Origin of the sequence: Marinobacter goseongensis, assembly GCF_023156235.1 — a bacterium.
In the GTDB taxonomy this organism is placed as follows: Bacteria; Pseudomonadota; Gammaproteobacteria; order Pseudomonadales; family Oleiphilaceae; genus Marinobacter; species Marinobacter goseongensis.
In genome coordinates this window covers 138,413-162,147 of record NZ_JAKZAI010000002.1, presented here as the reverse complement: position 1 = coordinate 162,147, position 23,735 = coordinate 138,413, and the positions used below count along the sequence as shown (strand labels likewise).

The following is a 23,735-nucleotide window of genomic DNA, read 5'->3' as shown; positions in this document are numbered from 1 at the left end:
ATTCGAGCGACTGTTGAACCATATCAACGGTAGCGTGCGAATAATGCAGTAACAGTTTATTCACGAAAAAGGGCAGTCTGGGTATGACCCGAGCGCAATATTGGTTAACCAACATTCTGAGATGGTTCGACTCCTCGGCGGGTTCGGATCACATCGACTCCACGTCGAGATCATTCAACATTATCCGGGTCATTCCATTCATCGCACTCCATCTTGCGTGCCTGCTTGCATTTTATACCGGTGTCAGCGGATTCGCGCTGGCCTTTGCATTCGGGTTTTTCCTGATTCGTATGTTCGCGATAACCGGGTTTTACCATCGTTATTTTGCCCACAAAACGTTCAAAACCAGCCGCCCGGCGCAGCTTGCCTTTGCGATTCTCGGCGCCAGTTCTGCCCAACGCGGTCCATTGTGGTGGGCCGCACACCATCGCCATCATCATCAGCACTCTGATCAGGAGCAGGATCTGCACTCCCCCCATCAGGGTGGCTTCTGGTGGTCCCACGCCGGTTGGTTCACCTGCGATGCCGGGTTCGCCATGAACGAGCGCCGCGTAAAAGACTGGCTGAAGTTTCCCGAACTCAAGTTCGTTAACCGGTTTGATTCGCTGGTTCCAGCCGCCGCTGCCGTTCTGATCTACGCACTGGGCGAAGCCCTTGCAGCCTGGGCACCGGGGTTGGGCACGAACGGACTGCAACTGCTGGTGTGGGGCTTCTTTGTATCCACCGTGGTGCTGTTTCACGCTACTGTGTCGATCAACTCGCTCTCTCACGTTTGGGGCAAACGCCGTTTTGACACCGACGACGACAGCCGCAATAACTTCTGGCTGGCTCTGCTGACACTGGGCGAAGGGTGGCATAACAACCATCACCGCTGGCCGCAATCCGTACGCCAGGGTTTCCGCTGGTATGAAATCGACGTGACCTGGTACGGGCTCTGGCTAATGTCGAAGCTCGGCATCATCTGGGACCTTAATCCGATTCCCAAACACATTCAGGAAGAAACTCGCAATCTCGACGCGAAGAGGAGGAATCGTTGATGAGCACCGCCTCAGTCATCGAAGTCGGCAGCAAGGACTCCGCGGTTCCGGTCACTCTGGACCGATTCCGTGAACTGTTTAATGCTCTGGACGCCGGAAATCTGAACAAGTTGTCGACCGTTTACAGTGAAAATGTTCAGTTCGAAGATCCGCTGAACGCCGTCACTGGTCTCGATCAACTGACTCACTACTTTGCCGGTGCCTACGCCAACGTGGTGTCTTGCCGCTTTGATTTCGGTGAGCCTGTGGTAAACGGCGAGAATGTCGGGATTACCTGGGTCATGCATCTGCGGCACAAGCGTATCCGTCGCGGGCGCGAAATCCACGTCGACGGTATGAGCCGGCTGGTGATCCGGCACGGCAAGGTCACCCACCACCGGGATTATTTCGACGCCGGCCAGCTGCTTTACGAGAATCTCCCGGTTATCGGTGCATTTATCCGTTGGCTCAGGAAGCATGCGGGATGAGCAAGAGACTGGAAGGCACGCGCAACATCTGGATCACGGGCGCCGGTACCGGCATAGGTGAGGCGGTGTCAGTGGCCCTGATCGAACAGGGACACAGGCTGATCGTCACTGGTCGTCGTCAACAGCCGCTGGACACACTGGCCGAACTGGCCCCGGACCGGGTAACCTCCGCGCCTGCAGACACGACAGATACAGAGCGGCTGCAGGCGATGGCGCCGGAACTTGAGCGTTACGGCCCGCTCAATATGGTGATTCTCAACGCAGGCACCTGTGAGTACCTGGAGATCGCTGATTATGACAGCCAGATTATCGCCAACAACCTCAATACAAACGTGGTTGGTACGGCACGCTGCCTGGATATAGCCCTGCCCGCGCTGCGGCGGGCGAAAGCCAAGGGTGAGCCGGCAACGCTGGTGATTGTAAGTTCGTCAGCCTGGTGGTTTCCGTTCGCTCGGGCTGAAGGCTATGGCGCCTCCAAGGCCGCGTTGACCTATTTTGCCCACGCCCTCAGAGCCGATCTGGCGGTCGAAGGCATTGATGTGGTTGTGGTGTCGCCGGGGTTTGTGAAAACTCCACTGACCGATCGTAACGATTTTCCGATGCCGTTCCTGGTCAGTTCCGAGGACGCTGCGAACCGGATCGTCCGAGGTCTCGCCAAGGGCAGGAATGAAATCGCTTTTCCCAAACGCTTCACCTGGACGCTGCGCCTGCTCGGTGCCCTTCCCCGTCCGATCATCGACCGAATGTCCGCGGCCATGGCCCGGCAAGGTAATAACTGACAGGAAACACCCTGATGAATGAACCACGTCAGCGCATCGCTGTCATTGGCGCCGGGGTTTCCGGCCTCACTGCTGCCTGGCTGCTTTCTGAAAAACACGACGTTCAGCTTTTCGAAGCGGCGGATTACGCCGGCGGACACACTAACACCGAACAGGTTGAGGCAGGCGGTCGGGTCTGGCCGGTGAATACCGGTTTCATTGTCTTCAACGACTGGACTTACCCGAACTTCATGAAGCTGATGGATCGCCTCGATGTACCGTCGGAAGTCAGCGACATGAGCTTCAGCGTGGATAGCCACGCCACCGGTCTGCAATACAACGGGACCAGCCTCAACACATTATTTGCCCAGCGCAGCAACCTGCTGAATCTGCCGTTTCTGAAAATGATTCGCGAAATCCTGCGGTTCAATAAAGAAACCCGTGAAGATCTGAAAGCCGGCTCGATCAATGACGAGGAAACGCTGGGGGAATACCTGAACCGCAACCGCTACTCCCGGTATTTCCGCAGTTACTACATTGTGCCCATGGGAGCGGCGATCTGGTCGGCGCCGGAGATTGTCCTGGAGCGTTTTCCGATCCGGTTCTTCCTCCAGTTTTTCAACAACCACGGCATGCTCTCGGTGGATCACCGGCCAACCTGGCGGGTGATCTCCGGCGGTTCGGCGCAGTACGTCAGCAAAATGATGGACCGACTCGGTGACCGGACACACCTCAGCAGCCCGGTCACCTCCGTGGTGCGCCATCCTGATAATGTTGTGCTGACCGTGCGCGGCGAAGAGCATACCTTCGACCAGGTCATTTTTGCCTGCCACAGTGATCAGGCGCTCGCCATGCTGGCCGATCCCACCAACAGCGAACGGGACGTACTTGGCGCCATTGGCTATCAGCGCAACGACGTGGTGTTGCATACCGACAGTTCGGTACTGCCCTCCAACCGCCGGGCCTGGGCTGCCTGGAACTATTTCATCCCCGGGCACAGCACCGAGCCGGTCTCGGTAACCTACAATATGAATATCCTGCAGAATTTCCACGACGCACCGGAAACCTTCTGCGTGACCCTTAACCGGAGTCAGGACATTGCCAAGGATAGTGTTATCAAGCGCTTCGATTACGCGCACCCGGTGTTCACCCTCGAGGCCGTCGCGGCACAGAATCGCTATGACGAGATCGGCAATCGCAACCGTAGCCACTTTTGCGGTGCGTACTGGTTCAACGGGTTTCACGAAGACGGGGTACGCAGTGCCCTGCGGGTAACCAACGCCTTTGGTGTGGAGCTCTGATCATGTCTGCATCGGCCCGCCATTCAGCCGAAGCCGCGCTGGCCAGCCAGTGGCTGGAAGGCAGCATCCGCCACCGTCGCAAATCGCCGGTGGGCCACGAATTCAGCTACCGTACCGGCATGCTGGCGCTGGAGCTTGGCGAATGGCACCGAATCACGACGATCAGCCCGCTGTTTTCCAGTGAGCGCTTTAACTGGCTATCGCTGTATCGCAAGGACTACTTCCGGCCCGACAGCCCGGACCTGTTGACCGCCATTCGTGATCAGACTGAGGAAGCCACCGGATGGCGACCTGACGGTGCGGTGGAACTGATCACCCACCCGCGGTACCTGGGGTACGTGTTCAACCCTGTCAGCTTCTATTTCTGCTATCGCGCCGGCGATCGACCCGACACCGGCGCCGTGCCCAAGGTCATTCTCGCGCAGATCACCAATACCCCCTGGCACGATCGGCACCTTTATTGCCTGGAGACCCGTGGAGAGGCTGAAGATTCCCCGGCAATGCACGCGGGTTGGCACAGCGAGCGATTCGGCTTCCAGAAACGCTTTCATGTCTCGCCGTTTAATGGCATGGACCAGCACTACCAGTGGACTTTCAGCTTCCGTGGACCGGAACTGCGCATTCATATGAACGTACTGGAGGGCAGCGCGAAGCAATTTGACGCAACGTTAGTAGTCCAACGAACGCCTCTGACCCGTAAACACCTGCATGGAACTTTGCGCCGGTTTCCGCTGGAAGCAATCAAAGTGGCGGCCGGGATCTACTGGCACGCTCTGAAATTGAAATTCAAAGGGGCGCCGTTCTATACCCATCCGGACAAATTGCCGGAGACCGATCCGTTCCACCGGCTTGGAACTGATGATTCCGGTGTCGATGTGACAAACAACAATACGATTGACCGCAGCAGCGGAAAGGTGAGCTCATGGAGAACCTGAATACCTCATTGCAGACAACCGCCGATGATCCCAGTGCGCCTGCCACAAGCCGCGTCGCCAAACGTTTGGTCTGTCAGCAGCTGGCGCTGCTGCGTGACGGCGTGCTGACCATCCGCGAAGCAGGTCAGGGAGATCTGGTATTCGGCGATGGCAACAGCCAGCATCCCGCTGCGGAACTTCACATCCATCATCACAGCACCTGGCGGGATCTGCTCACCGGTGGCAGCGTTGGCGCCGCCGAATCCTGGGTCGCGGGCGACTGGGACAGCCCGGATCTGGTGGCCTTGTTGCAGTTTTTTACCCGCAACGTAGACCGGATGAACGAGTTCGAGGATCGCTTCAGCTGGATCACCAAGCCTGCTCTGAAGGGTCTGCATTGGCTGAATCGCAATACCAAAGCGGGCTCGCGGAAGAACATCAGCGCCCATTACGATCTGGGCAACGACCTGTTCGAGATGTTTCTCGACCCGACCATGATGTACTCATCGGCCATCTACCCTACGCCGGAGAGCAACCTCGATGAAGCGGCTGTCCACAAACTGGACGCGATCTGTAAGAAGCTCGATCTCAAGCCCGGAGACCGGGTGATCGAAATCGGCACTGGGTGGGGCGGCTTTGCTATTCATGCGGCCCGTCATTACGGCTGTCACGTCACCACCACCACCATTTCTGAAGAGCAGCTGGCACTGGCCAAAGAACGCGTGACCGAAGCGGGACTGGACGATCGCATTACTCTGCTGTTTGATGATTACCGTGACCTGAAAGGCCAGTTCGACAAGCTCGTGTCCATCGAGATGATCGAAGCCGTCGGCCCACAGTTTCTCGACAGCTACTTCCGCCAGATAAGTACCTTGCTCAAACCCGACGGACTGGCGCTGGTACAGGCGATCAACATGCCGGAGCAGCGGTACCAGCGGGCATTGCGCAACGTGGATTTCATTCAGCGATTCATCTTTCCCGGCAGTTTCATTCCGTCCTTTGGCGCCATTCTCGAGTCGGTTCGCAAAGGCAGCAACCTGGTGCTCACCCACTCCGAGGACATCGGTTTCCACTATGCCCGCACCCTGCATGACTGGTGCAACCGGTTCATGGCCCAATCCGATAAACTGGAGGCGAAGGGCTACGACCAAGCCTTCCGCCGCCTCTGGCATTTCTACTTCGCGTATTGCGAAGCGGGCTTCAGTGAGCGCGCAATCGGTGTCTCCCAGTTGGTGTTCGCCAAGCCGGGCAACAAACGTGACAACATCCTGAGCCTATGATCCAGTCCCGGACGCTCCGCAATGTCATCAACTTCGTGCTGTTTCAGGCCGGGTGGCTGATCTGTATTCTGTATCCGGGCATGATGGCGGCCGGCGTGGTGGCCCTTTTCCTGGTGATTCATTTTACACTGATCAGCCAGAACCGCTGGATGGAAGCCCAGTTCATCGGCTTCGGCACTGTCATTGGTGGTGTACTCGATGGTATCTGGTTCAACACCGGCATCCTCGATGACGGCACCGGGCAGGTTGTGATCACACCGATCTGGCTGATTGCGATCTGGGCCATTTTCATGACCACGCTCTCTCACTCCCTGCAGTGGATCAGCAGCAAGCCCTGGCTGCCTTGGGTGCTGGCTCCGATTACCGGCCCCTTCACCTACTGGTCTGCCAGCCAACTTGGTGCGGTGGAGTTGCCGGTACTGACTACGTCTCTGCTTGCGCTGGCCGTGGGTTGGCTGGCGGTTTTCCCAATGCTGTTGTATGTGCGTAATTCACTGTATACGGAGCTAGCCTCATGAGAATCCGGTCCGTAACGACCCTGGCTCTGGCGCTCGCTCTCGCGCCAATGGCTTTTGCCAGCGAAGCGCGCTTCACGTTCGTGGGCAAGGCCAGTGAGAACAATTCGCCGGTGTATGAAGAGCACCACGCCGTCACCGGTGAATGCCGGGAGGGCCGGTGGCGCCCGGCCACTCACACCGTGGAATATCGCAAGCCCGGCGCCAGCGACGCCTTCGCGACCAAGGCACTGGACTACAAACACTCTGCGCTGCGACCCGAGATGGATTTCCGGCAACCGGAGTTTGTCGAAACCATCAGGGTCACGCAGGCAAACAACGATTCGCTGGACATCCGCTGGCAAACTCCGGCGGGTGAGACCGAATCCTTCCGCACCGAATTCGACGAGGCCGTGGTTATCGATGCCGGTTTCGATAACCTGGTTCGCCGTCACTGGGACAGAGTGACCGCAGACAAGCCAGTCGATTTCCGCTTTCTGGCGCCTACCCGAGGCAAGCACTACGCGTTTGTTATGGAACCTGTCAGTACGGACAAGACCGAGGCCGAGCACACCGTCACAATCCGGCCCTCCGGCATGGTTTTGCGCTTTCTGGTTGACCCCATCACCCTGGGCTATGACGAGACCGGCGCGCTGACGGATTACATTGGCCTGAGCAATATCCGCAAATCCGAGGATGGCAATTACACCGTGCATATTCGCTACGAAGCCAGCGAACGCCCGGATTGTGAACTGACTCCCTGATCCCGTCCTGTCAGCCAAGGCGGATTCCCTCCTTGGCTGTGCTAAACTCCCGCGCTAAGCCCATAATCTTGAGCCAGCGTCGCAGAGAGTCGTCACCCATGATGTTTGTGTCCTTCAACGTCAACAGCATTCGCACCCGCCTTCATCAGCTGGAAGCCGTGATATCCGCCCTGAACCCGGATGTCATTGGCTTACAGGAAACCAAGGTGGTCGATGAGGAGTTTCCGGTTGAAGCCATTCGGGAGCTTGGGTACCACGTACATTTCCATGGCCAGAAAACCCATTACGGCGTGGCCTTGCTGTCACGGCAGGCACCGGAAACCGTCACCAAGGGTTACCCGTGGGATGGTGCCGACGCCCAGCGTCGTCTGATCACCGGCACTTTCTCCCACAACGGCGAAAAGCTGACCGTGATCAACGGGTATTTTCCCCAGGGCGAAAGCCGCGATCACCCGGTGAAGTTTCCCGCCAAGGAGAAATTCTACAGCGATCTGATGCGTTACCTGGATGACCTCAAGGCCGGAGGTGGCCAGGTGGTCCTGATGGGCGACATGAACATCTCCCCTACCGACAGAGACATCGGCATCGGTGCAGACAATGCCAAACGCTGGCTGCGCAGCGGCAAGTGCAGTTTTCTGCCCGAGGAACGGGAATGGCTGGCACAGGTAGAGAGCCGTGGCTTCACTGACGTGTTCCGCCACCTGCACCCCGACGAAGCCGATACGTTCAGCTGGTTCGATTATCGCAGCAAGGGGTTTGAACGTGATCCGCGACGCGGACTTCGCATTGACTTGATCATGGCAAGCGACGATCTGTTGCCCAAGGTCGGTGAAGCCGGCGTATCCTATGATATTCGTGCCATGGAGCGGCCCTCGGACCATTGTCCGGTGTGGGCCAGCTTCGACCTGTAACCTGCCTTCCAGGCCGCGATATGAAAAAAATCAAAACCCGCGACCGTATTCTTGATACCAGCCTGGCGCTGTTTAACAGCGTCGGCGAACCTAATGTCACTACCCTGCTGATCTCCGACGAACTGGAAATCAGCCCCGGGAATCTGTATTACCACTTCAAGAGTAAAGGCGATATCGTCGAGGAATTGTTCGAACGCTATGAAGGGGAAATGCTGGATTTGCTGGCGGTTCCGGAAGATGTTGAGATCGGCCTGGATCAACAGAGTTTCTTTCTGCATCTCCTGTTCGAGACGGTGGCGCGGTATCGCTTTCTGTACCAGGACCTGGTCAATGTGCTGTCCCGTTACGATCGCCTGCAAGGCCGGTTCCGGCGGATTCTGAAAAAGAAAACGGCAGCGTTCGTTACGATCTGTGCCAGCTTGCAACGCCAGGGCATGATGGACATTTCCGCGAGCCAACTCTCAGCACTTTGTGAGCAACTGACTCTAACAGCTTGTTATTGGAGCAGTTATGATAGCCTCTCTCACCTGGATGACCGGGACGCTGTGGATCCCGGTCGTGGCGTTTACCAGATGATGCAGTTACTGCTGCCCCACCTTTCAGCAGACGAGCAGGAACAGGTTTGCCTGATGAGCCAGGACTACCTGTAGCAGGGCGTTATTCCTCGTCATCGTCGCCGCGAAGGCGGCGGAGTTCGGTTTCCAGAGCCGCAATGCGATGTTCAAGGGACTCGATTTCCTCCCGGCGATGGATACCCAACCGACGCAGGGCCCCGGATACCCGCTGGTCAAACATGTGTTCCAGGCGGTCCCAGGTTCCGGTTGCACGCTCACGAACATCGCCCACCCGGTCTTCTACTGTCTTGATCTGCTTCTCGACCACATCACGGGTCTTGTTTTCCAACTGCTCGCCTTCCTGTACCAGACGCTCAAAAAATCGCCCGGCGTCCTCTTCCGCCTTGGTGTAGGCACCCAGTCCTGCCAGCCAGATCTGGCGCGCAGAGTCCTTGATTTTGCCCGGAAGCAACGGATCATTCTGGGGCTTGTTTTCGTTATCGTCGGACATGGAACAACCTCTGGGCATGAAAGAGTATCTTGGCGCCATTGTATTACAGCTAGGCACGAATTTCAGTGCATTGTACCTGCCTGAAACCCGCACCGTGCAAGGCCGCAGTATAAGTACTCAATGGATATGAAAAAATGTTTTGAAAGTAAACGACCCTCGGCTTGAAGTGTACAAATTATGGTCAATACTTCCCTATACCGGCGTCCCTGCTGATGCCGGTTTGTCTGGAAGTCTTTCATGGATACTACTCGCACGCCTCTGCCCGGCCACCAGTGCCGGGCTTTTTTTTTGCCTCGCTCCGGCTATATTATTACCTTATAATCTATGCTTATTCCATGTGTCACCTCATTTGATTATTTTAACGTCAGGAGAACCTTATGGTCGACATCGCCTGGAGCGAATTCACTCCCTGGACCGCTCTGGCCGGCGGCATTCTGATCGGTCTTGCGGCTGCCAGCTTTGTGCTGCTTAACGGTCGCATTGCCGGTATCAGCGGCATATTGGGCGGATTGCTCACCCCCAGCACCGGCGACATTGGCTGGCGTGTTGCCTTTATGGCGGGCCTGATTGGTGCGCCCCTGCTCTGGATTCTGGCGGCCGACATGCCCCCCATCAATGTTGAGGCTGGCTATCCGGCGCTGATTGTTGCCGGCCTGCTGGTGGGCATCGGCACACGCTATGGCTCAGGGTGCACCAGTGGCCACGGGGTATGTGGTCTTTCCCGGCTTTCGCCGCGCTCGCTGGTGGCTACGCTGACCTTTATGGCCACCGGTTTTGTCACCGTGTTCCTGATCCGCCATGCTCTGGGAGTATAGAACCATGAAATTCTCTGTCGCCGCGTTCCTGTCAGGGTTGATTTTCGGATTGGGTCTGATTCTGTCGGGGATGGCCAACCCCGAGAAAGTGCTGGGCTTTCTGGATCTTGCCGGGCTCTGGGATCCCTCGCTGGCCTTCGTGATGGGCGGTGCCATTCTGGTTGGTCTGGTGGCCTTCACCGTCGCCCGCAAACGCACGCTGTCGTTCCTCGGGTTTAATATGAAACTGCCCGCCAGCACACATATCGATTCGCGCCTGGTGGTGGGCAGCCTGATGTTCGGCGTCGGTTGGGGTATTGCCGGCTTTTGCCCGGGTCCAGGGCTGGTTGCGCTGGGTGCAGGAGAGCTCAAAGCCGTCGTGTTTGTCTCGTCCATGGTGGCCGGCATGGGCGTTTACGAATGGATAGAACGCAAACGCAGCGCGGCCTGATGCAATTTGGTTAAAATACCACTGGATGTCCTGAAAGATCCTGGGCGCTGTGTCATGATTGCGCCTGTTGCCAACGAATCCAAAGGCTTGTTTGCACTATGGAACTGAGAAAGATTGACGACCAGATTACCGTAGCTCCCCAGATCAGCGTCGACGATGTCGCAGAGATTGCGAAACTGGGGTTCAAGACCCTCGTGGCCAACCGGCCAGATCAGGAAGAGCCCGGGCAGCCCGCCATGGGCGACATCGAAGCCGCCGCCAGAGAGCACGGTCTGGAATGGGTCTACCTGCCAGTTGAATCCGGGCACATCACGGACGACGACGTCGACCGGTTTGCGCTGATGATCCGTCAGGCTGCAAAACCCGTACTGGCTTTTTGTCGGTCAGGAACCCGTTGCACGGTACTCTGGGCACTCAGCTCTGCCCGTTCGCAGCCCGCCATCGACATCGTCAGCAAAGCAGGCAATGCGGGTTACGATATTCGCGGCCTGGCCTCACGACTTGCCCAGCAGGCGACCCGAGAAGACTCCTGACCGGCAGAGGGCAAGCGGATCGGCCCCGACCAGAGCACAACCACCACGATCGCCAGCCAGGACGTTCTACCATGCAGTACAAAGGCACCGATAATTTCAGTCACAACCAGCCGGAAAAGCTGGGAGTGCTGGTCACCAATCTGGGCACACCCGACGCCCCCACACCCTCCGCCCTGAGGCGCTACCTTGCCGAATTCCTGGCTGACCCCCGGGTGGTGGAAGTGCCACGGCCGATCTGGTGGCTGATTTTGCACGGCATCATACTGCGCATCAGGCCACGTCGCTCCGCAAAGGCGTATGCCAGCGTCTGGCAGCCGGAGGGATCGCCACTCCTGATTCACACAGCCAATCAGGCTGAAGGCATCCGCAAAGCGCTACAGAAAAAGTACGGCAACAACGTGGTGGTCGGCTTCGCCATGCGCTACGGCAACCCCTCCATTTCCAAGGTGCTGGATGAAATGCAGGGGCAAGGCGTGAGAAAACTCCTTGTGCTGCCTCTTTACCCGCAGTACTCCGCGTCTACCTCGGCCTCGACGTTCGATGCCATCGCCCATGATTTCACCAAACGCCGCTGGCTGCCGGATTTCAGGTTTGTGTCCCACTATCCGGACTACCCGCCCTACATCGAGGCTATGGCGTCTCACATCCGCTCACACTGGGAACAACATGGTCGCAACCAGAAACTGATCCTGTCCTACCACGGGGTGCCGCTGAAGTACCTGACGCGTGGCGATCCCTATCATTGTGAGTGCCACAAGACCTCCCGCCTGCTGGCGGAGTGCCTGGGAATCTCCAGAGACGACTACCAGACCACGTTCCAGTCGCGGTTTGGCCGTGAAGAGTGGCTGCAGCCCTACACCGATGAAACCCTGAAGGGCCTTGCGGGACAGGGCGTAAAATCCATTGATGTATTCTGCCCCGGCTTTTCCTCCGACTGCCTGGAAACCATAGAGGAAATCGACGAGGAAAACCGTGAGTATTTCATGGAAGGCGGCGGCGAGGGATTCAGCTATATCCCGGCGTTGAATGACTCCCCGGGCCACATCGATGCGCTGGTTAAGCTTATTGAAGACAACCTGCAGGGCTGGAGCGTTCCGACCAATGCGCCGGACGATCTCCAGCTAAGGGAGAGCCTGGCCAAACAGCAGAAAGAGGCGATTTATCCCGGGCGTAACCTGTAACGCCTGACAACCGCCCTACCAACCTTATCCCCGGATTTCAGGCGTACTGAGGTTCGGGGCAACTACTGAAAATGTGGGTATTTTCTGGAGGTACTTCTGGAGGGAACTTCAAAGGCGTGGAGAAAAGTGGCGGTGGGCCAGGGATTCGAACCCCGGGAAGGCTATTAACCTTCGGCGGTTTTCAAGACCGCTGCATTAAGCCACTCTGCCAGCCCACCGTTTTTCTCACTAGCCGTCATTGCGACAGCGGTGAGCATGATACCGGAATTGCCTGTGCTGTCAACGCCCTGCATAAAGTCGACCGGAACTTTCAACATTAACAGCATTTAATGGAATCTGATGGGTGCTTTTCTGTCGTAAATGATTGAAAGTCACGGTTGTGACATTATAGTGATGCAAGAGACTTCTTGTTTTACCTACGGAGATGACAATGGAAGACAGACGATTCGGCGTTCAGAACAACCAGGGAGCCTATAACGCTCCCCAGGCAGAGCGCGCGACCACGGGCATCAGTGCAGATGCCATGAACGTGCTGCGCAACACCTACATGCTTCTGGGCATGACCCTGGCTTTCTCGGCCCTGACTGCCTTCCTGAACATGAACGGCGCTCATCCGGGATTCCTGATTACCATCGTGGGCTATATCGGTCTGCTTTTCGCGACCTATAAACTGAAGAACAGCCCCTGGGGTATTGTTACCTGTTTCGCCCTCACCGGCTTCATGGGCTACACACTCGGTCCGATCATCGGCGCGATTGTCGCCGCGGGCGCTTCCCAGGTTGTCGCTCAGGCACTGACCCTGACAGCCGTTGCGTTCGTTGGCCTGTCCGCCACCGCGATCATCACGAAGAAGGACTTCAGCTTCATGTCCAGCTTCCTGACCGCTGGCGCGTTCGTGCTGATCGGCGCCATGGTGTTGGCTTTCGTCATGGAAAGCTCGGTACTGCACCTCGCGGTGTCCGCCGGCTTCACCATCTTTGCGTCCATTATGATCCTGTTCGAGACCAGCCGGATCATCAATGGCGGCGAGCGCAACTACATCATCGCGACGGTCGGTCTGTACGTGGCAATCTACAACCTGTTTGTCAGCTTGCTGCACCTGCTGATGGCATTCAGCGGCGACGACTGATTCGGGCTGACCTTGTCCGACTCCGAAAGCCCCGGCATTTGCCGGGGCTTTTGCTATGGGTACACTTAACATCATCTACTCAGGATCCCTAGCAAGCAATGTCGCAAGAATCGTGTCATTTCACCCTGGTGATTACCGGAGCGCCCTATTCCAGCCAGGCGCCGCAAACCGCGCTCGGATTCGCATGGGCGGTCGTTGCCAGCGGCCATGCTATTGATCGTGTCTTTCTGTACGGCGAAGGGGTTCACCTGGCATCTGCACTGAGCTGCCCGCCATCCGATGAAACCAACTGGACATCTGCGTGGGGCGAGTTTCTCGAGCAACACTCTGTGCCCGGAATCGCCTGTATTGCCTCTGCGCTCCGCCGCGGGCTGATTGACCCCGCGGAGCAGCAGCGCCACGAGCTGCCAGCCAGCAATCTTGCGGCGCCGTTTTCGATCGCCGGTCTCGGTGAATGGGTGGAAGGCGTTATGCAGTCATCCCGGGTTATCTACTTTCACGGGGGCGACTGAGCCAATGCAGACCCTGATCATCATCGACCGTCCGCCATACGGCAGCTGGAGCGGCCGTGAGAGCCTCGACATGGCGTTTTCCCTTGCGGCCTTTGACCAGCCGGTATCGTTATTGTTCGTCGGTGAGGGCGTGCTCTGGCTCAACAAGGGGCAAGATGCGACCGGCATTGCGCAGAAGTCGGTTGAGCGCAACCTGAAAGCCGCTGCCATGTTCGGCATAGAATCACTGATGGCAGATCAGTCCGCGTGCCAGCGTTTCAGTCTGACCGGGCAAACGCTTATTGACGGTGTTGAAACGGTCGAAAACCTGCGTGCGACCCTGCGCCGTTATGATCACGTTGTCTTCCCCGGGTAGACCCGCACCTTCCAGGCAGAGGAAAGCCATCATCATGCACACACTGCACATTGTCAGTAAATCGCCGGAGCACCCCCGCTTCCGGGAATGTCTCGCCATGGTCGATACCAACGATGCCGTTCTGCTTACCGGTAACGGAGTGGTTGCCCTTGCCGATACCAGCATCGAAGTGCCCTCGCCGCTTTATGGCTTAAAGGATGATATTCAGGCCCGGGCCCTGACACCGGACAGCGCCCAGTGCCAGGTTATCGGTTTTGACGACATGGTGGCGCTGACCATTCAAGCTCAACGGGTCATAAGCTGGTAAATCATGACAACGGCCATACGTAATAACGAAGGTTTTTTGCAAAACGCCGCTGACTGGACCGAAGAGGTCGCGAGGATCATTGCGGAAGAGGATCAGATCGAGTTAGGTGAAAAACACTGGGAGATCATTAGTTTTTTGCGGTTTTTTTACAAAACACATGAGATGTCTCCGCCCTCAAACCGCCTGTTTGTTAAAGCGGTGAAAGAAGCGCTCGGCGAAGACAAGGGCAACAGCATCTACCTGATGCAGCTATTTCCCGGTACGCCGGCCAAAACAGCCTGTCGTATTGCCGGCCTGCCGCGCCCCACGAACTGCCTCTGATTCAGCGTTCTCAGTAATCGCGAGGGCTGTTACCGTCCTGATCGGCGGCTTTTCGCTCAAGGTCGGCCGCGCTTCCCAGAAAGCTGCTCAGCCCGTTCTCGAACAATCCAGAACCAAATTTGAGAAACTGACGCGTCGACTCCTTTACCGTGTTTTCAGGAAGGTCCCGAAGAGACTCTGACACGCCTTTTTTGACGCCCCGAGTGACTCCGGGCTCAATTTCCTTCGACGCCGCAATCAGCTCAGCCACCTTGTCGTTCAGGTAAGGCCGCACCACACGAAACCAAAACCCCGCCAGCGCCGCAAGTACCGCCAACACGGTTACTGCCGCCTGGGCCACGAGTGTCAATGCGAATTCCATAACCGTTTCTCCTTTGCGATCGCCTGCCTGGATCGCTGGCTAGAAGGGTAAGGAAGTGAGGGAGAAAAACTGTGCAGCACCCGCCAAAGCGCCGAACAGACCACCCACTACCATCAATTGAAGCTCTTCCTCACGGAAAGCCGGACGCAGAATGTCCTGAAACTCGGCCGGTTGCAGTGCTTTCATCTGCCCCGCAAGAACACTGGCTACCACCGGTGCTCGCTCACGGTTGAACGATGGGTCACCAAACACATCGCGGGTCGCCAGTACGGCTTTCTGATTCATCGCTTTTTTCAGTTCGGTATAACCGGTCATGCCCACGGTCACCTGAGCGGTGAGTTTCATCACCACCGAGTTGTCCAGCAGCGGCCGAAGGTGCTTCTGAATAATCGCCCGGGTGCGGTCACCATGCCCGCCGTTGATCATGGCATCCGCCACTTTCTCAACCGTTATGAGCTCCTCGGCAACCAGCCGCGCCCATACCTCACTGATTTCTTCCTGCCTGCGCAGAAACAACCCCTGCACTTTCCAGAACAGGATCCGTCGCGGACGCAGCGGGCTGAAAATCAGATTGATGGCCAACCAGTTGGTCAGAAAACCGATTGCAAATCCACCGATCGGCAACAGCCATGGCTCCGGATAGGTCGCCCACAGCGGCGCCAGCGCAGCTCCCAGAAGGCCACCGATGATGGCGCCCCGGTTAATCACCGATTGCAGCTCCACGGAGCCGGCTTGTTTGAAAATCCGGTTCATCAGATCCGGGTGATGCTTGAGTTCCCGGCTTAACAGGGTTTTGAGATCCACCAGCTCGTTGAGATCGTCTCCGAAATCCTCAACCAGCGATTCGATGCGTGACGGCAATTGCTCGCGCGCCCATTGATAGATGCGGTTGCGCAAAAACAGAGGGAGGTTGTCCCAGAGCACGGGCTGGATCTCGTACATCACTTCATCGATGTACTCATCCAGCCGAGGATTCACCTGAGCCACCACCTGCTCGACAATACGCTGGGGCTCCAGCTTGGCGTAGACGGCGTTGAGATCACCGAACTGCTGCAGGGTTCGATCAATACAGATATGGGCCATCTTTTCGGCTTTGCGGGGAATCACACCCTGCCAGCCAAAAGCACCCACCCCGATAAACTGAACGGGATAGAAAGACATCTGGATGGCGAGCCAGTTGGTAAACCAGCCTACAACGGCCGCCATCAGTGGCACAGATAAGAGTGCAACGTCGAACAAATTGAACCCCGGTTATAAATGTCGCGGGCAGAAACGCCAGCGAGACCATCGTTATGAGCCAGGCCAGAGTGGTACTCGCCTGTCGTTTCTGATTATGTGACGAATGATGAAGTAATTGAAATATCGGGGCATTGGCCGTGCCGCCAACGAAAGATGGGAAATGCGGCAGACAATTTGCGCGGGCCGGAACAGAACAGCCCGGTGCATTACCGGGCTGTTCTGTTCGCGATAAGCCGTCAGAAACGGTTACTGATAGTAAGCATTGTCTGTCACGGAATGATCCGTTACGTCCCTCACTGCCGTAATTTCCGGGACTCGCTCTTTAAGTGTGGTCTCGACGCCCTGCTTCAGGGTCAGGCTGACGGCACTGCAACCCTGACAGCCGCCGCCGAAACGAAGCACTGCGACCGATTCGTCCACAATCTCGACGAGTGATACATCGCCTCCATGGGCAGCCAGATTGGGATTGATCTCGGACGCGAGGATGTAATTGACCCGGTCAGGCAGCGGTGCATCGTCATCGATCTTCGGAACCTTGGCGTTGGGCGCCTTGATGGTGAGCTGCCCGCCCATCTGATCCTTGGAATAGTCCACGAATGCTTCTTCGAGGAATGGTACAGAATTATGATCCAGAAACAGGGTGAACTTGCCCAGATCCACTTGCTCGTCGGTGGGTACCACTTCATTGGGTGGGCAGTAGGCCAGGCAGGTTTCGGCATTCTTGGTGCCCGGCTGGGTCACGAAAATGCGCACGCCCATGCCTTCCACATCCTGCTTTTCAATCAGTTGCGCCAGATAATCCCGTGCGGGATCAGTCACAGTAACCAGTGCCATGTTTTCAACCCGTTTGAAAGTTTGAGTTCATTTTAAGGGAGTTCGCCAGAACATGAAAGACCAAGTAAAATAGTCAGGCTTTAGAGCGCCGATGAGTTTCCCTTATTGACACCGGTAATTGACATTAGTCACCCGTACCGGGACGGAATCCGGCAATTTTGCTATGATCCCGCGCCGTTCAGTTAAATATGACGTTAAACACGACTTCCGGAAGTATTCCTATGACCGACCGCAACACTCGCCTGGACCAGCTCCATAAAGCCCTGCAGGAACGCATTGTTATCCTCGATGGCGGTATGGGCACGATGATCCAGAACCTCAAGCTGGATGAGGAAGCGTTCCGAGGCGACCGGTTTGCTGATTACGACCGCGAAGTCCAGGGCAACAACGACCTGCTGAACCTGACTCAGCCGGCACTGATGCGCAATATTCATGCGGATTACCTGGATGCCGGCGCGGATATCATCGAAACCAACACCTTCAATTCCACCCAGTTGTCCCAGGCGGATTACGGGTTGGAATCCATCGCCAAAGAGCTGAACGTCGCCTCGGCCCGGCTGGCCAGGGACATTGCCGATGAGTTCACCGCAAAGAACCCGGACAAGCCCCGGTTTGTGGCCGGTGCCGTCGGCCCCACCTCGCGAACCGCATCCATTTCTCCCGACGTCAACAACCCGGGCTACCGGAATGTGGACTTTCAGACTCTGGTCGACAACTACTATGAGGCTGTCGAAGGTCTGGTGGAGGGCGGCTCCGATCTGATCCTGATCGAGACCATCTTCGACACCCTGAACGCCAAGGCCGCGATCTACGCAACGCAGCAGTATTTCGAAGACAGCGGCATTACCCTGCCGATCATGCTGTCTGGCACCATTACCGATGCTTCCGGCCGCACTCTGTCCGGCCAGACGACGGAAGCCTTCTGGAATTCCGTGGCCCATGCCAGACCGATTTCCGTCGGCCTGAACTGCGCATTGGGTGCCGACGCCCTGCGCCCTTATGTGGAAGAGCTGGCCAACAAGGCCGAGACCTACGTCAGCGCGCACCCGAACGCAGGTCTGCCGAACGAATTCGGGGAGTACGATCAGACCCCGGAAGAAATGGCCGAGATCATCGAAGGTTTCGCCCGCGACGGCTTCCTCAACATCATTGGCGGCTGCTGCGGTTCACGGCCCGATCACATTGAAGCCATCGCCAAGGCGGTGTCCAAATACCCTCCCCGCCAGATTCCGGAGCGCCCGAAAGCGCTGCGCCTGTCCGGCCTGGAACCGTTCACCGGGGATGAAAACACCCTGTTCATCAACGTGGGCGAGCGCACGAACGTGACCGGCTCCAAGCGCTTTCTGAGATTGATCAAGGAAGAACAGTACGAAGAGGCGCTCAGCGTTGCGCGGGATCAGGTCGAGAACGGTGCCCAGATCATCGATATCAACATGGACGAGGGCATGCTGGAATCGAAGGAGGTCATGGTGACCTTCCTCAATCTGGTGGCTTCTGAGCCGGATATCTCCCGCGTGCCCATCATGATTGATTCGTCCAAGTGGGACGTGATCGAAGCGGGCTTGCGCTGCATTCAGGGCAAGGCGGTGGTCAACTCCATCAGCCTCAAGGAAGGTGAGGAAGAGTTCATCAAGAGAGCCCGCGACTGCATGCGCTATGGCGCTGCCGTGGTGGTCATGGCGTTTGATGAGCAGGGCCAGGCGGATACCTACGAACGCAAGACCGAGATCTGCAAGCGCTCCTACGACGTGCTCATCGGCATCGGCTTCAACCCGGGCGACATCATCTTCGATCCCAACGTCTTCGCCATCGCCACCGGCATCGAAGAACACAACAACTACGCCGTGGATTTCATCAATGCCAGCCGGTGGATCCGCGAAAATCTGCCCCATGCCAGCATTTCCGGCGGGGTGAGCAACGTGTCGTTCTCATTCCGTGGCAACGATGTGGTCCGCGAGGCCATCCACTCTGTGTTCCTTTACCACGCCATCAAGGCCGGCATGAACATGGGGATCGTTAATCCGGGTCAGCTGGTGATATACGACGAGATCGATCCGGAACTCAAGGATCTGGTCGAAGACGTGGTGCTCAACCGCCGCGCAGACGGCACCGACCGCCTGCTGGAAATTGCGGAGCGCTTCAAGGGCAAGGGGGGGAAAACCCAGGAGGAAGACCTGGCGTGGCGCGAATGGCCCGTGCAGAAACGCCTGGAGCATGCCCTGGTTAAAGGCATTACCAGCCACATTCTTGAAGACACCGAAGCCTGCCGACTGGAAGCCGGCCACCCTATCGAAGTGATCGAGGGGCCGCTGATGGACGGCATGAATGTGGTCGGTGACCTGTTCGGTGACGGTAAGATGTTCCTGCCCCAGGTGGTGAAGAGTGCCCGCGTCATGAAGCAGGCCGTAGCGCACCTGATCCCCTTCATCGAGGCCGAAAAGACCGAAGAGCAAAAAGCCAAAGGCAAGATCCTCATGGCCACGGTCAAGGGCGATGTGCACGACATCGGCAAGAACATCGTGGGTGTGGTGCTTCAGTGCAATAACTACGAAGTGATCGATATGGGCGTGATGGTGCCGTGCGACAAGATTCTCGAGAGGGCAAAGGCTGAGAACGTCGACATCATCGGCCTCAGCGGCCTGATCACGCCCTCGCTTGACGAAATGGTACACGTGGCCCGCGAAATGCAACGCCTTGATTTCAACATCCCGCTGATGATCGGTGGTGCGACAACCTCCAAGGCACATACCGCCGTCAAGATCGAACCGATGTACAAGAATGACATCGCGCTGTACGTGTCGGATGCCTCCCGTTGCGTGAATGTGGCGTCCCAACTGCTGAGCAAGACCGCGAAATCAGGACTGGTGGAAGCCGCCCGCACTGAATACGACGAGATCCGCGAGCGTCGCAAGAATCGTGGCGATCGCACCAAGCTGGTCTCGCTGAAGGAAGCCCGCGCCCGCGCGCCGGAACTCCAGTTTACCGATTACCAGCCGCCAAAGCCCTTGTTTACGGGCGTCCGGGTGTTCGAAGAGTATGACCTCAATGAGTTGGTGGATTACATCGACTGGACGCCGTTCTTCATCTCATGGGACATATCCGGGAAGTATCCGGCCATTTTCGACGACCCGAAACGGGGTGACGCCGCCCGCACGCTGTTCGACGACGCGCAGAATATCCTGCGGCGGATGGTTGACGAAAAACGGGTGACCGCCCGGGGTGTGATCGGCTTCTGGCCTGCCAGTCGTCGCGGTGATGACGTGGTGGTCTACACAGACGAATCACGATCCGAAGAAATGACCACGCTGCACCACCTGCGCCAGCAGGACGAGAAGGCACCAGGCAAACCGATGATGGCACTGTCTGATTTTGTTGCACCGGAAGCGCTCGGGGCCTGCGATTATATCGGCGGCTTTGCGGTAACAACCGGCATCGGCGCTGAAGAGCTGTCGCTGGAGTACAAGGATCAGAATGACGACTACAACGCCATCATGGTCAAGGCCCTGGCCGACCGGCTGGCGGAGGCCTTCGCCGAGCGCATGCATGAGCGGGTGCGGACCGAGTTCTGGGGTTATGCCGCTGACGAAAACATGGCCAACGAAGATCTGGTCCGGGAACGCTACCGCGGTATCCGCCCGGCACCGGGTTACCCGGCTTGTCCGGACCACACCGAGAAGGCAACGCTGTTCTCGCTGCTGGAGGCTACTGACAAGATCGGCATCGAACTGACCGAGAGTTTCGCTATGTATCCAACGGCCGCGGTTTCTGGCTGGTATTTTGCTCACCCGGAGTCGAAATATTTTGCGGTGGGTAAGATTGGCGCGGATCAGGTGGAAGACTATGCTGAACGGAAGGGCATTTCGAAGGCCGAGGCCGAGCGCTGGTTGGCACCAAGTCTGGCTTACGACCCTGCGGAATAAATCTGAACGGCAAGTTTGTACTGGGAGCACTATGGCTACCGAAGGCAAAGATGACCAGAAACCCAAAGGACCGGGGGTACTGAAAATCATTCAGAGCATCCTCGCCGGCGCGTTCGGAGTTCAATCCGACAAGCGCCGGCAGGAGGATTTCTCGAGCCACAGCCCGCTTCCCTATATCATCGCGGGCCTGCTGTTCACGACAGGCTTCGTGATTACCCTGGTTGTCGTGGTAAAGCTGGTGCTGTCAGCGCAGTAATTTACTGCCCGCTGACCCAGACGACGGCAAACGCCACGACCAGCATGACCAGAAAAACCGCCGCAACGGCATCAACACTGCTGTCTGAATGTGCGTTCTTTTTCATCTCGGATTCCTCCCGATACCTTTTTATTATATGAAAGTGACGATCACGAATGCCGCCAACCCCGTTCCACTATAGTTAAGCATGTAATCGCCTTCCGTCCAGTCTTTTTGGTGTTTGTTTATCACTCGAATCGATAAACATATTTGGAAATAATCATTTTAACAATATATACACGATGATATTCTGCCCTCCTCGAAAAGGGGCCTTATCCCTGATACCACGCGTTTTTGCAGGACGTTTTACTATGTACGTATACGATGAACACGATCGGCAGATAGCGGCCGAGCGGGTTACCCAATTCCGTGACCAGACAGAGCGTGCGCTCGCCGGCGAGCTGAGTGAGGAAGAATTCCTTCCCCTTCGGCTCCAGAATGGTCTTTACGTTCAGCGTCTTGCGCCCATGTTGCGGATCTGTGTTCCGTACGGCATGCTCAGGTCCGACCAGTTGCGTCGGCTGGCGCGTATTACCCGTGACTACGATAAGGGTTATGCCCACTTCACGACCCGCCAGAACGTGCAACTGAACTGGCCGGCGTTGGAAGATGTGCCCGACATTCTGTCGGAATTGGCGGAAGTCGAGATGCACGCCAACCAGACCAGTGGCAACTGTATCCGAAACACCACCACAGATCAGTTTTCCGGCGTTCAGGTTGACGAGGTGGTCGACCCGCGGCCTTACTGCGAAATCATTCGCCAGTGGTCTACCTTCCACCCTGAATTCGCCTTCCTGCCCCGTAAATTCAAGGTAGCAGTCAACGCCTCTGAAAACACCGACCGTGCGGCTATTCAGGTTCACGACATCGGGCTGCAAATGGTCCGTAACGATCAGGGTGAACTGGGTTATCGGGTCCATGTGGGTGGCGGTCTGGGCCGCACTCCGATGGTGGGTCCGGTGATCCGCGAGTTTTTGCCCGAGCTGGATCTGCTGACGTACCTGGAAGCCGTTTTGCGGGTATACAACCGTTACGGCCGCCGCGACAACAAGTTCAAGGCTCGGATCAAAATTCTGGTAAAAGCACTGACTCCCGAAGGGTTTGCGGAGAAGGTCGAGTCAGAGTGGGCCCACATCAAGGACTCCCCCACCCGGCTGACCCGTGAAGCCATCGAGCGTATTCAGGGCTATTTCACCGAGCCCGCCTACGAAGCGATGGACAATGCGTCGGAGCGGCTGGCCTCCCAACGCTTCGAGAACCGTCGCTTTGACCAATGGCTGAGCCACAACGTCGACAGCCACAAAAAGCCCGGCTACGCCATTGTCACGCTGACCATGAAGAAAACCGGCACGCCCCCGGGTGATGTCTCCGACACCCAGCTTGAGCAGATTGCCGAACTGGCCGAAGCGTTCAGCTTTGGTGAAGTGCGGGTGACCCATCAGCAGAACGTAGTGCTAGCGGATGTCCGTCAGGATCAGCTGTTTGAGCTTTGGCAGCAAATTGAGCCCATGGGCTTTGCCACCGCCAATCTCAACACCCTGACCGACGTCATCTGCTGCCCCGGCGGCGATTACTGCGCCCTGGCAAATGCTAAATCCATTCCGGTGGCCGAATCCATCCAGCGCCGGTTCGACGACATGGATTTCCTCTACGACCTGGGGGACATCGATCTCAACATTTCCGGGTGCATGAACGCCTGCGGTCATCACCACGTGGGCAATATCGGGGTACTCGGTGTCGACAAAAAGGGCGCGGAGTTCTATCAGGTAAGCCTCGGCGGCTCGTCCCATCACGACGCCACCATTGGCAAGATCCTCGGGCCCTCGTTTGCCCAGGATGACATGCCGGAAGTGATTGCCAAGATCATTGATGTGTATGTGAATAACCGGAAAGACGAGGAACCGTTCCTCGAAACCTATCGTCGGATCGGAATTGAGCCTTTCAAGGAGCGGGTCTATGCGTGACATTATTTCCAGAGACGGAACCATCTCGGCGGACACCTGGGTGGTCGTCCCCCGGCCCGCTGACGGGGACGCCCTCTCCATACCGGACCAGCCAGCACTGATCCCAGCGGATCTGTGGTTGGCCGGTAAAGAGCACTTTGAGGGCCGCGATGGCATCGGCGTGTGGTTCGACAGTCACGACGAGCCGGAAATTCTGGACGGCCTGGTCAATGAGCTGAAGCTGATTGCCGTCAATTTCCCGAAGTTCAGTGATGGTCGGGGCTACAGCATTGCGCGGCTGCTGCGTGAGCGATTCGGTTACCAGAACGAGCTGCGGGCTATCGGCGATGTACTGTTGGATCAGCTGCAGTTCATGAAACGCTGCGGGTTTGACAGCTACGCATTGCGGGAAGACAAGGACGCCACCAAGGCGGCCCGCTCTCTGAGCTTCTTCAGCCAGGGGTATCAGGCCGCGACCGACACCGACATGCCGCTGTTTCGTCGCCGGGCGTCCTGACCGGTCAGAAGTCATTGCTGGTGTAAAAAAGGGGGAACCGGCGGTTCCCCCT

Annotated in this window: 27 protein-coding genes and 1 tRNA gene; 23 read left to right on the top strand and 5 right to left on the bottom strand. The window is 57.1% G+C overall.

The annotated features are described in order from the left end of the window. The first annotated feature begins 83 nt into the window (after nt 1-83). The 10 genes from MLC70_RS01370 (at nt 84) to MLC70_RS01325 (ending at nt 8,576) form a co-directional block, all read left to right on the top strand. The gene (locus MLC70_RS01370) at nt 84-1,037 is read left to right on the top strand and encodes an acyl-CoA desaturase (protein WP_248181172.1); all 954 of its coding nucleotides are present in this window, start codon (nt 84-86) and stop codon (nt 1,035-1,037) included. After that, nucleotides 1,037-1,504, top strand: coding sequence for a nuclear transport factor 2 family protein (locus MLC70_RS01365; RefSeq protein ID WP_248181171.1), 468 nt, complete (start codon nt 1,037-1,039; stop codon nt 1,502-1,504). The genes MLC70_RS01370 and MLC70_RS01365 overlap by 1 nt, the downstream gene beginning before the upstream one ends. After that, a complete protein-coding gene (locus tag MLC70_RS01360) occupies nt 1,501-2,283 on the top strand; it encodes an SDR family NAD(P)-dependent oxidoreductase (protein ID WP_248181170.1) in 783 nt (260 codons plus the stop codon). Before MLC70_RS01365 ends, MLC70_RS01360 begins: the two co-directional genes overlap by 4 nt. A gap of 14 nt (nt 2,284-2,297) precedes the next feature. Continuing rightward, entirely contained in the window at nt 2,298-3,563 is a 1,266-nt protein-coding gene (locus MLC70_RS01355; RefSeq protein WP_248181169.1) for an NAD(P)/FAD-dependent oxidoreductase, read from the top strand. Between the two features lie 38 nt (nt 3,564-3,601). After that, on the top strand, nt 3,602-4,498 hold the full coding sequence (locus tag MLC70_RS01350; RefSeq protein WP_248181301.1) for a DUF1365 domain-containing protein: 897 nt from the start codon (nt 3,602-3,604) through the stop codon (nt 4,496-4,498). Beyond that, nucleotides 4,486-5,757 (top strand): SAM-dependent methyltransferase, encoded by a 1,272-nt coding sequence (locus MLC70_RS01345; RefSeq protein WP_248181168.1) that lies wholly within the window; start codon nt 4,486-4,488, stop codon nt 5,755-5,757. Before MLC70_RS01350 ends, MLC70_RS01345 begins: the two co-directional genes overlap by 13 nt. After that, nucleotides 5,754-6,275, top strand: coding sequence for a DUF2878 domain-containing protein (locus tag MLC70_RS01340; RefSeq protein WP_248181167.1), 522 nt, complete (start codon nt 5,754-5,756; stop codon nt 6,273-6,275). Before MLC70_RS01345 ends, MLC70_RS01340 begins: the two co-directional genes overlap by 4 nt. After that, on the top strand, nt 6,272-7,015 hold the full coding sequence (locus tag MLC70_RS01335) for a hypothetical protein (RefSeq protein ID WP_248181166.1): 744 nt from the start codon (nt 6,272-6,274) through the stop codon (nt 7,013-7,015). Before MLC70_RS01340 ends, MLC70_RS01335 begins: the two co-directional genes overlap by 4 nt. 98 nt (nt 7,016-7,113) lie before the next feature. Continuing rightward, entirely contained in the window at nt 7,114-7,926 is an 813-nt protein-coding gene (xthA, locus tag MLC70_RS01330) for an exodeoxyribonuclease III (RefSeq protein ID WP_248181165.1), read from the top strand. A 20-nt stretch (nt 7,927-7,946) separates the two neighbouring features. Beyond that, entirely contained in the window at nt 7,947-8,576 is a 630-nt protein-coding gene (locus MLC70_RS01325) for a TetR/AcrR family transcriptional regulator (RefSeq protein WP_248181164.1), read from the top strand. A 7-nt stretch (nt 8,577-8,583) separates the two neighbouring features. On the opposite strand, the gene MLC70_RS01320 is transcribed toward MLC70_RS01325, so the two are convergent. After that, on the bottom strand, nt 8,584-8,991 hold the full coding sequence (locus MLC70_RS01320) for a phasin family protein (RefSeq protein ID WP_248181163.1): 408 nt from the start codon (nt 8,989-8,991) through the stop codon (nt 8,584-8,586). Nucleotides 8,992-9,368: 377 nt separating this feature from the next. Between MLC70_RS01320 and MLC70_RS01315 the strand changes: the two genes are divergently transcribed. The 4 genes from MLC70_RS01315 to hemH all read left to right on the top strand — a co-directional run bounded on the left by MLC70_RS01315 (nt 9,369) and on the right by hemH (nt 11,950). Then, the gene (locus MLC70_RS01315; protein WP_248181162.1) at nt 9,369-9,806 is read left to right on the top strand and encodes a YeeE/YedE family protein; all 438 of its coding nucleotides are present in this window, start codon (nt 9,369-9,371) and stop codon (nt 9,804-9,806) included. A gap of 4 nt (nt 9,807-9,810) precedes the next feature. Beyond that, a complete protein-coding gene (locus MLC70_RS01310; protein WP_248181161.1) occupies nt 9,811-10,236 on the top strand; it encodes a DUF6691 family protein in 426 nt (141 codons plus the stop codon). A 98-nt stretch (nt 10,237-10,334) separates the two neighbouring features. Continuing rightward, nucleotides 10,335-10,769, top strand: a complete 435-nt coding sequence (locus tag MLC70_RS01305; protein WP_248181160.1) for a protein tyrosine phosphatase family protein — start codon at nt 10,335-10,337, stop codon at nt 10,767-10,769. A 71-nt stretch (nt 10,770-10,840) separates the two neighbouring features. After that, the gene (hemH, locus tag MLC70_RS01300; RefSeq protein WP_248181159.1) at nt 10,841-11,950 is read left to right on the top strand and encodes a ferrochelatase; all 1,110 of its coding nucleotides are present in this window, start codon (nt 10,841-10,843) and stop codon (nt 11,948-11,950) included. 127 nt (nt 11,951-12,077) lie between these two features. Here the strand turns inward: hemH and MLC70_RS01295 are convergent. Beyond that, nucleotides 12,078-12,168: transfer RNA gene (locus MLC70_RS01295), tRNA-Ser, on the bottom strand. Between the two features lie 212 nt (nt 12,169-12,380). Here MLC70_RS01295 and MLC70_RS01290 point away from each other — a divergent pair. From MLC70_RS01290 to MLC70_RS01270, 5 genes are all read left to right on the top strand, one after another. Next, on the top strand, nt 12,381-13,079 hold the full coding sequence (locus MLC70_RS01290) for a Bax inhibitor-1/YccA family protein (protein ID WP_248181158.1): 699 nt from the start codon (nt 12,381-12,383) through the stop codon (nt 13,077-13,079). A gap of 98 nt (nt 13,080-13,177) precedes the next feature. Continuing rightward, nucleotides 13,178-13,591, top strand: coding sequence for a sulfurtransferase complex subunit TusD (tusD, locus tag MLC70_RS01285; RefSeq protein WP_248181157.1), 414 nt, complete (start codon nt 13,178-13,180; stop codon nt 13,589-13,591). A 4-nt stretch (nt 13,592-13,595) separates the two neighbouring features. Further along, the gene (locus tag MLC70_RS01280; protein ID WP_248181156.1) at nt 13,596-13,946 is read left to right on the top strand and encodes a DsrE family protein; all 351 of its coding nucleotides are present in this window, start codon (nt 13,596-13,598) and stop codon (nt 13,944-13,946) included. A gap of 34 nt (nt 13,947-13,980) precedes the next feature. Then, complete coding sequence (gene tusB / locus MLC70_RS01275) at nt 13,981-14,253, top strand: sulfurtransferase complex subunit TusB (RefSeq protein WP_248181155.1); 273 nt, start codon at nt 13,981-13,983, stop codon at nt 14,251-14,253. A gap of 3 nt (nt 14,254-14,256) precedes the next feature. Continuing rightward, on the top strand, nt 14,257-14,574 hold the full coding sequence (locus MLC70_RS01270; protein ID WP_248181154.1) for a TusE/DsrC/DsvC family sulfur relay protein: 318 nt from the start codon (nt 14,257-14,259) through the stop codon (nt 14,572-14,574). Between the two features lie 10 nt (nt 14,575-14,584). Here MLC70_RS01270 and MLC70_RS01265 read toward each other — a convergent pair whose 3' ends face one another. The 3 genes from MLC70_RS01265 to nfuA all read right to left on the bottom strand — a co-directional run bounded on the left by MLC70_RS01265 (nt 14,585) and on the right by nfuA (nt 17,008). Further along, the gene (locus MLC70_RS01265; RefSeq protein WP_248181153.1) at nt 14,585-14,935 is read right to left on the bottom strand and encodes a hypothetical protein; all 351 of its coding nucleotides are present in this window, start codon (nt 14,933-14,935) and stop codon (nt 14,585-14,587) included. Nucleotides 14,936-14,974: 39 nt separating this feature from the next. Beyond that, nucleotides 14,975-16,174, bottom strand: a complete 1,200-nt coding sequence (locus MLC70_RS01260) for a DUF445 domain-containing protein (RefSeq protein WP_248181152.1) — start codon at nt 16,172-16,174, stop codon at nt 14,975-14,977. Between the two features lie 246 nt (nt 16,175-16,420). Next, nucleotides 16,421-17,008, bottom strand: a complete 588-nt coding sequence (gene nfuA / locus MLC70_RS01255; RefSeq protein WP_248181151.1) for a Fe-S biogenesis protein NfuA — start codon at nt 17,006-17,008, stop codon at nt 16,421-16,423. A gap of 221 nt (nt 17,009-17,229) precedes the next feature. Here nfuA and metH point away from each other — a divergent pair, with 221 nt between their 5' ends. From metH to MLC70_RS01235, 4 genes are all read left to right on the top strand, one after another. After that, entirely contained in the window at nt 17,230-20,928 is a 3,699-nt protein-coding gene (gene metH, locus MLC70_RS01250; RefSeq protein WP_248181150.1) for a methionine synthase, read from the top strand. 31 nt (nt 20,929-20,959) lie between these two features. Further along, a complete protein-coding gene (locus MLC70_RS01245) occupies nt 20,960-21,184 on the top strand; it encodes a DUF2970 domain-containing protein (protein ID WP_248181149.1) in 225 nt (74 codons plus the stop codon). Nucleotides 21,185-21,534: 350 nt separating this feature from the next. Continuing rightward, a complete protein-coding gene (locus MLC70_RS01240) occupies nt 21,535-23,187 on the top strand; it encodes a nitrite/sulfite reductase (protein ID WP_248181148.1) in 1,653 nt (550 codons plus the stop codon). Beyond that, nucleotides 23,180-23,683, top strand: a complete 504-nt coding sequence (locus MLC70_RS01235) for a DUF934 domain-containing protein (RefSeq protein ID WP_248181147.1) — start codon at nt 23,180-23,182, stop codon at nt 23,681-23,683. The genes MLC70_RS01240 and MLC70_RS01235 overlap by 8 nt, the downstream gene beginning before the upstream one ends. The last annotated feature ends 52 nt before the right edge of the window (nt 23,684-23,735 follow it).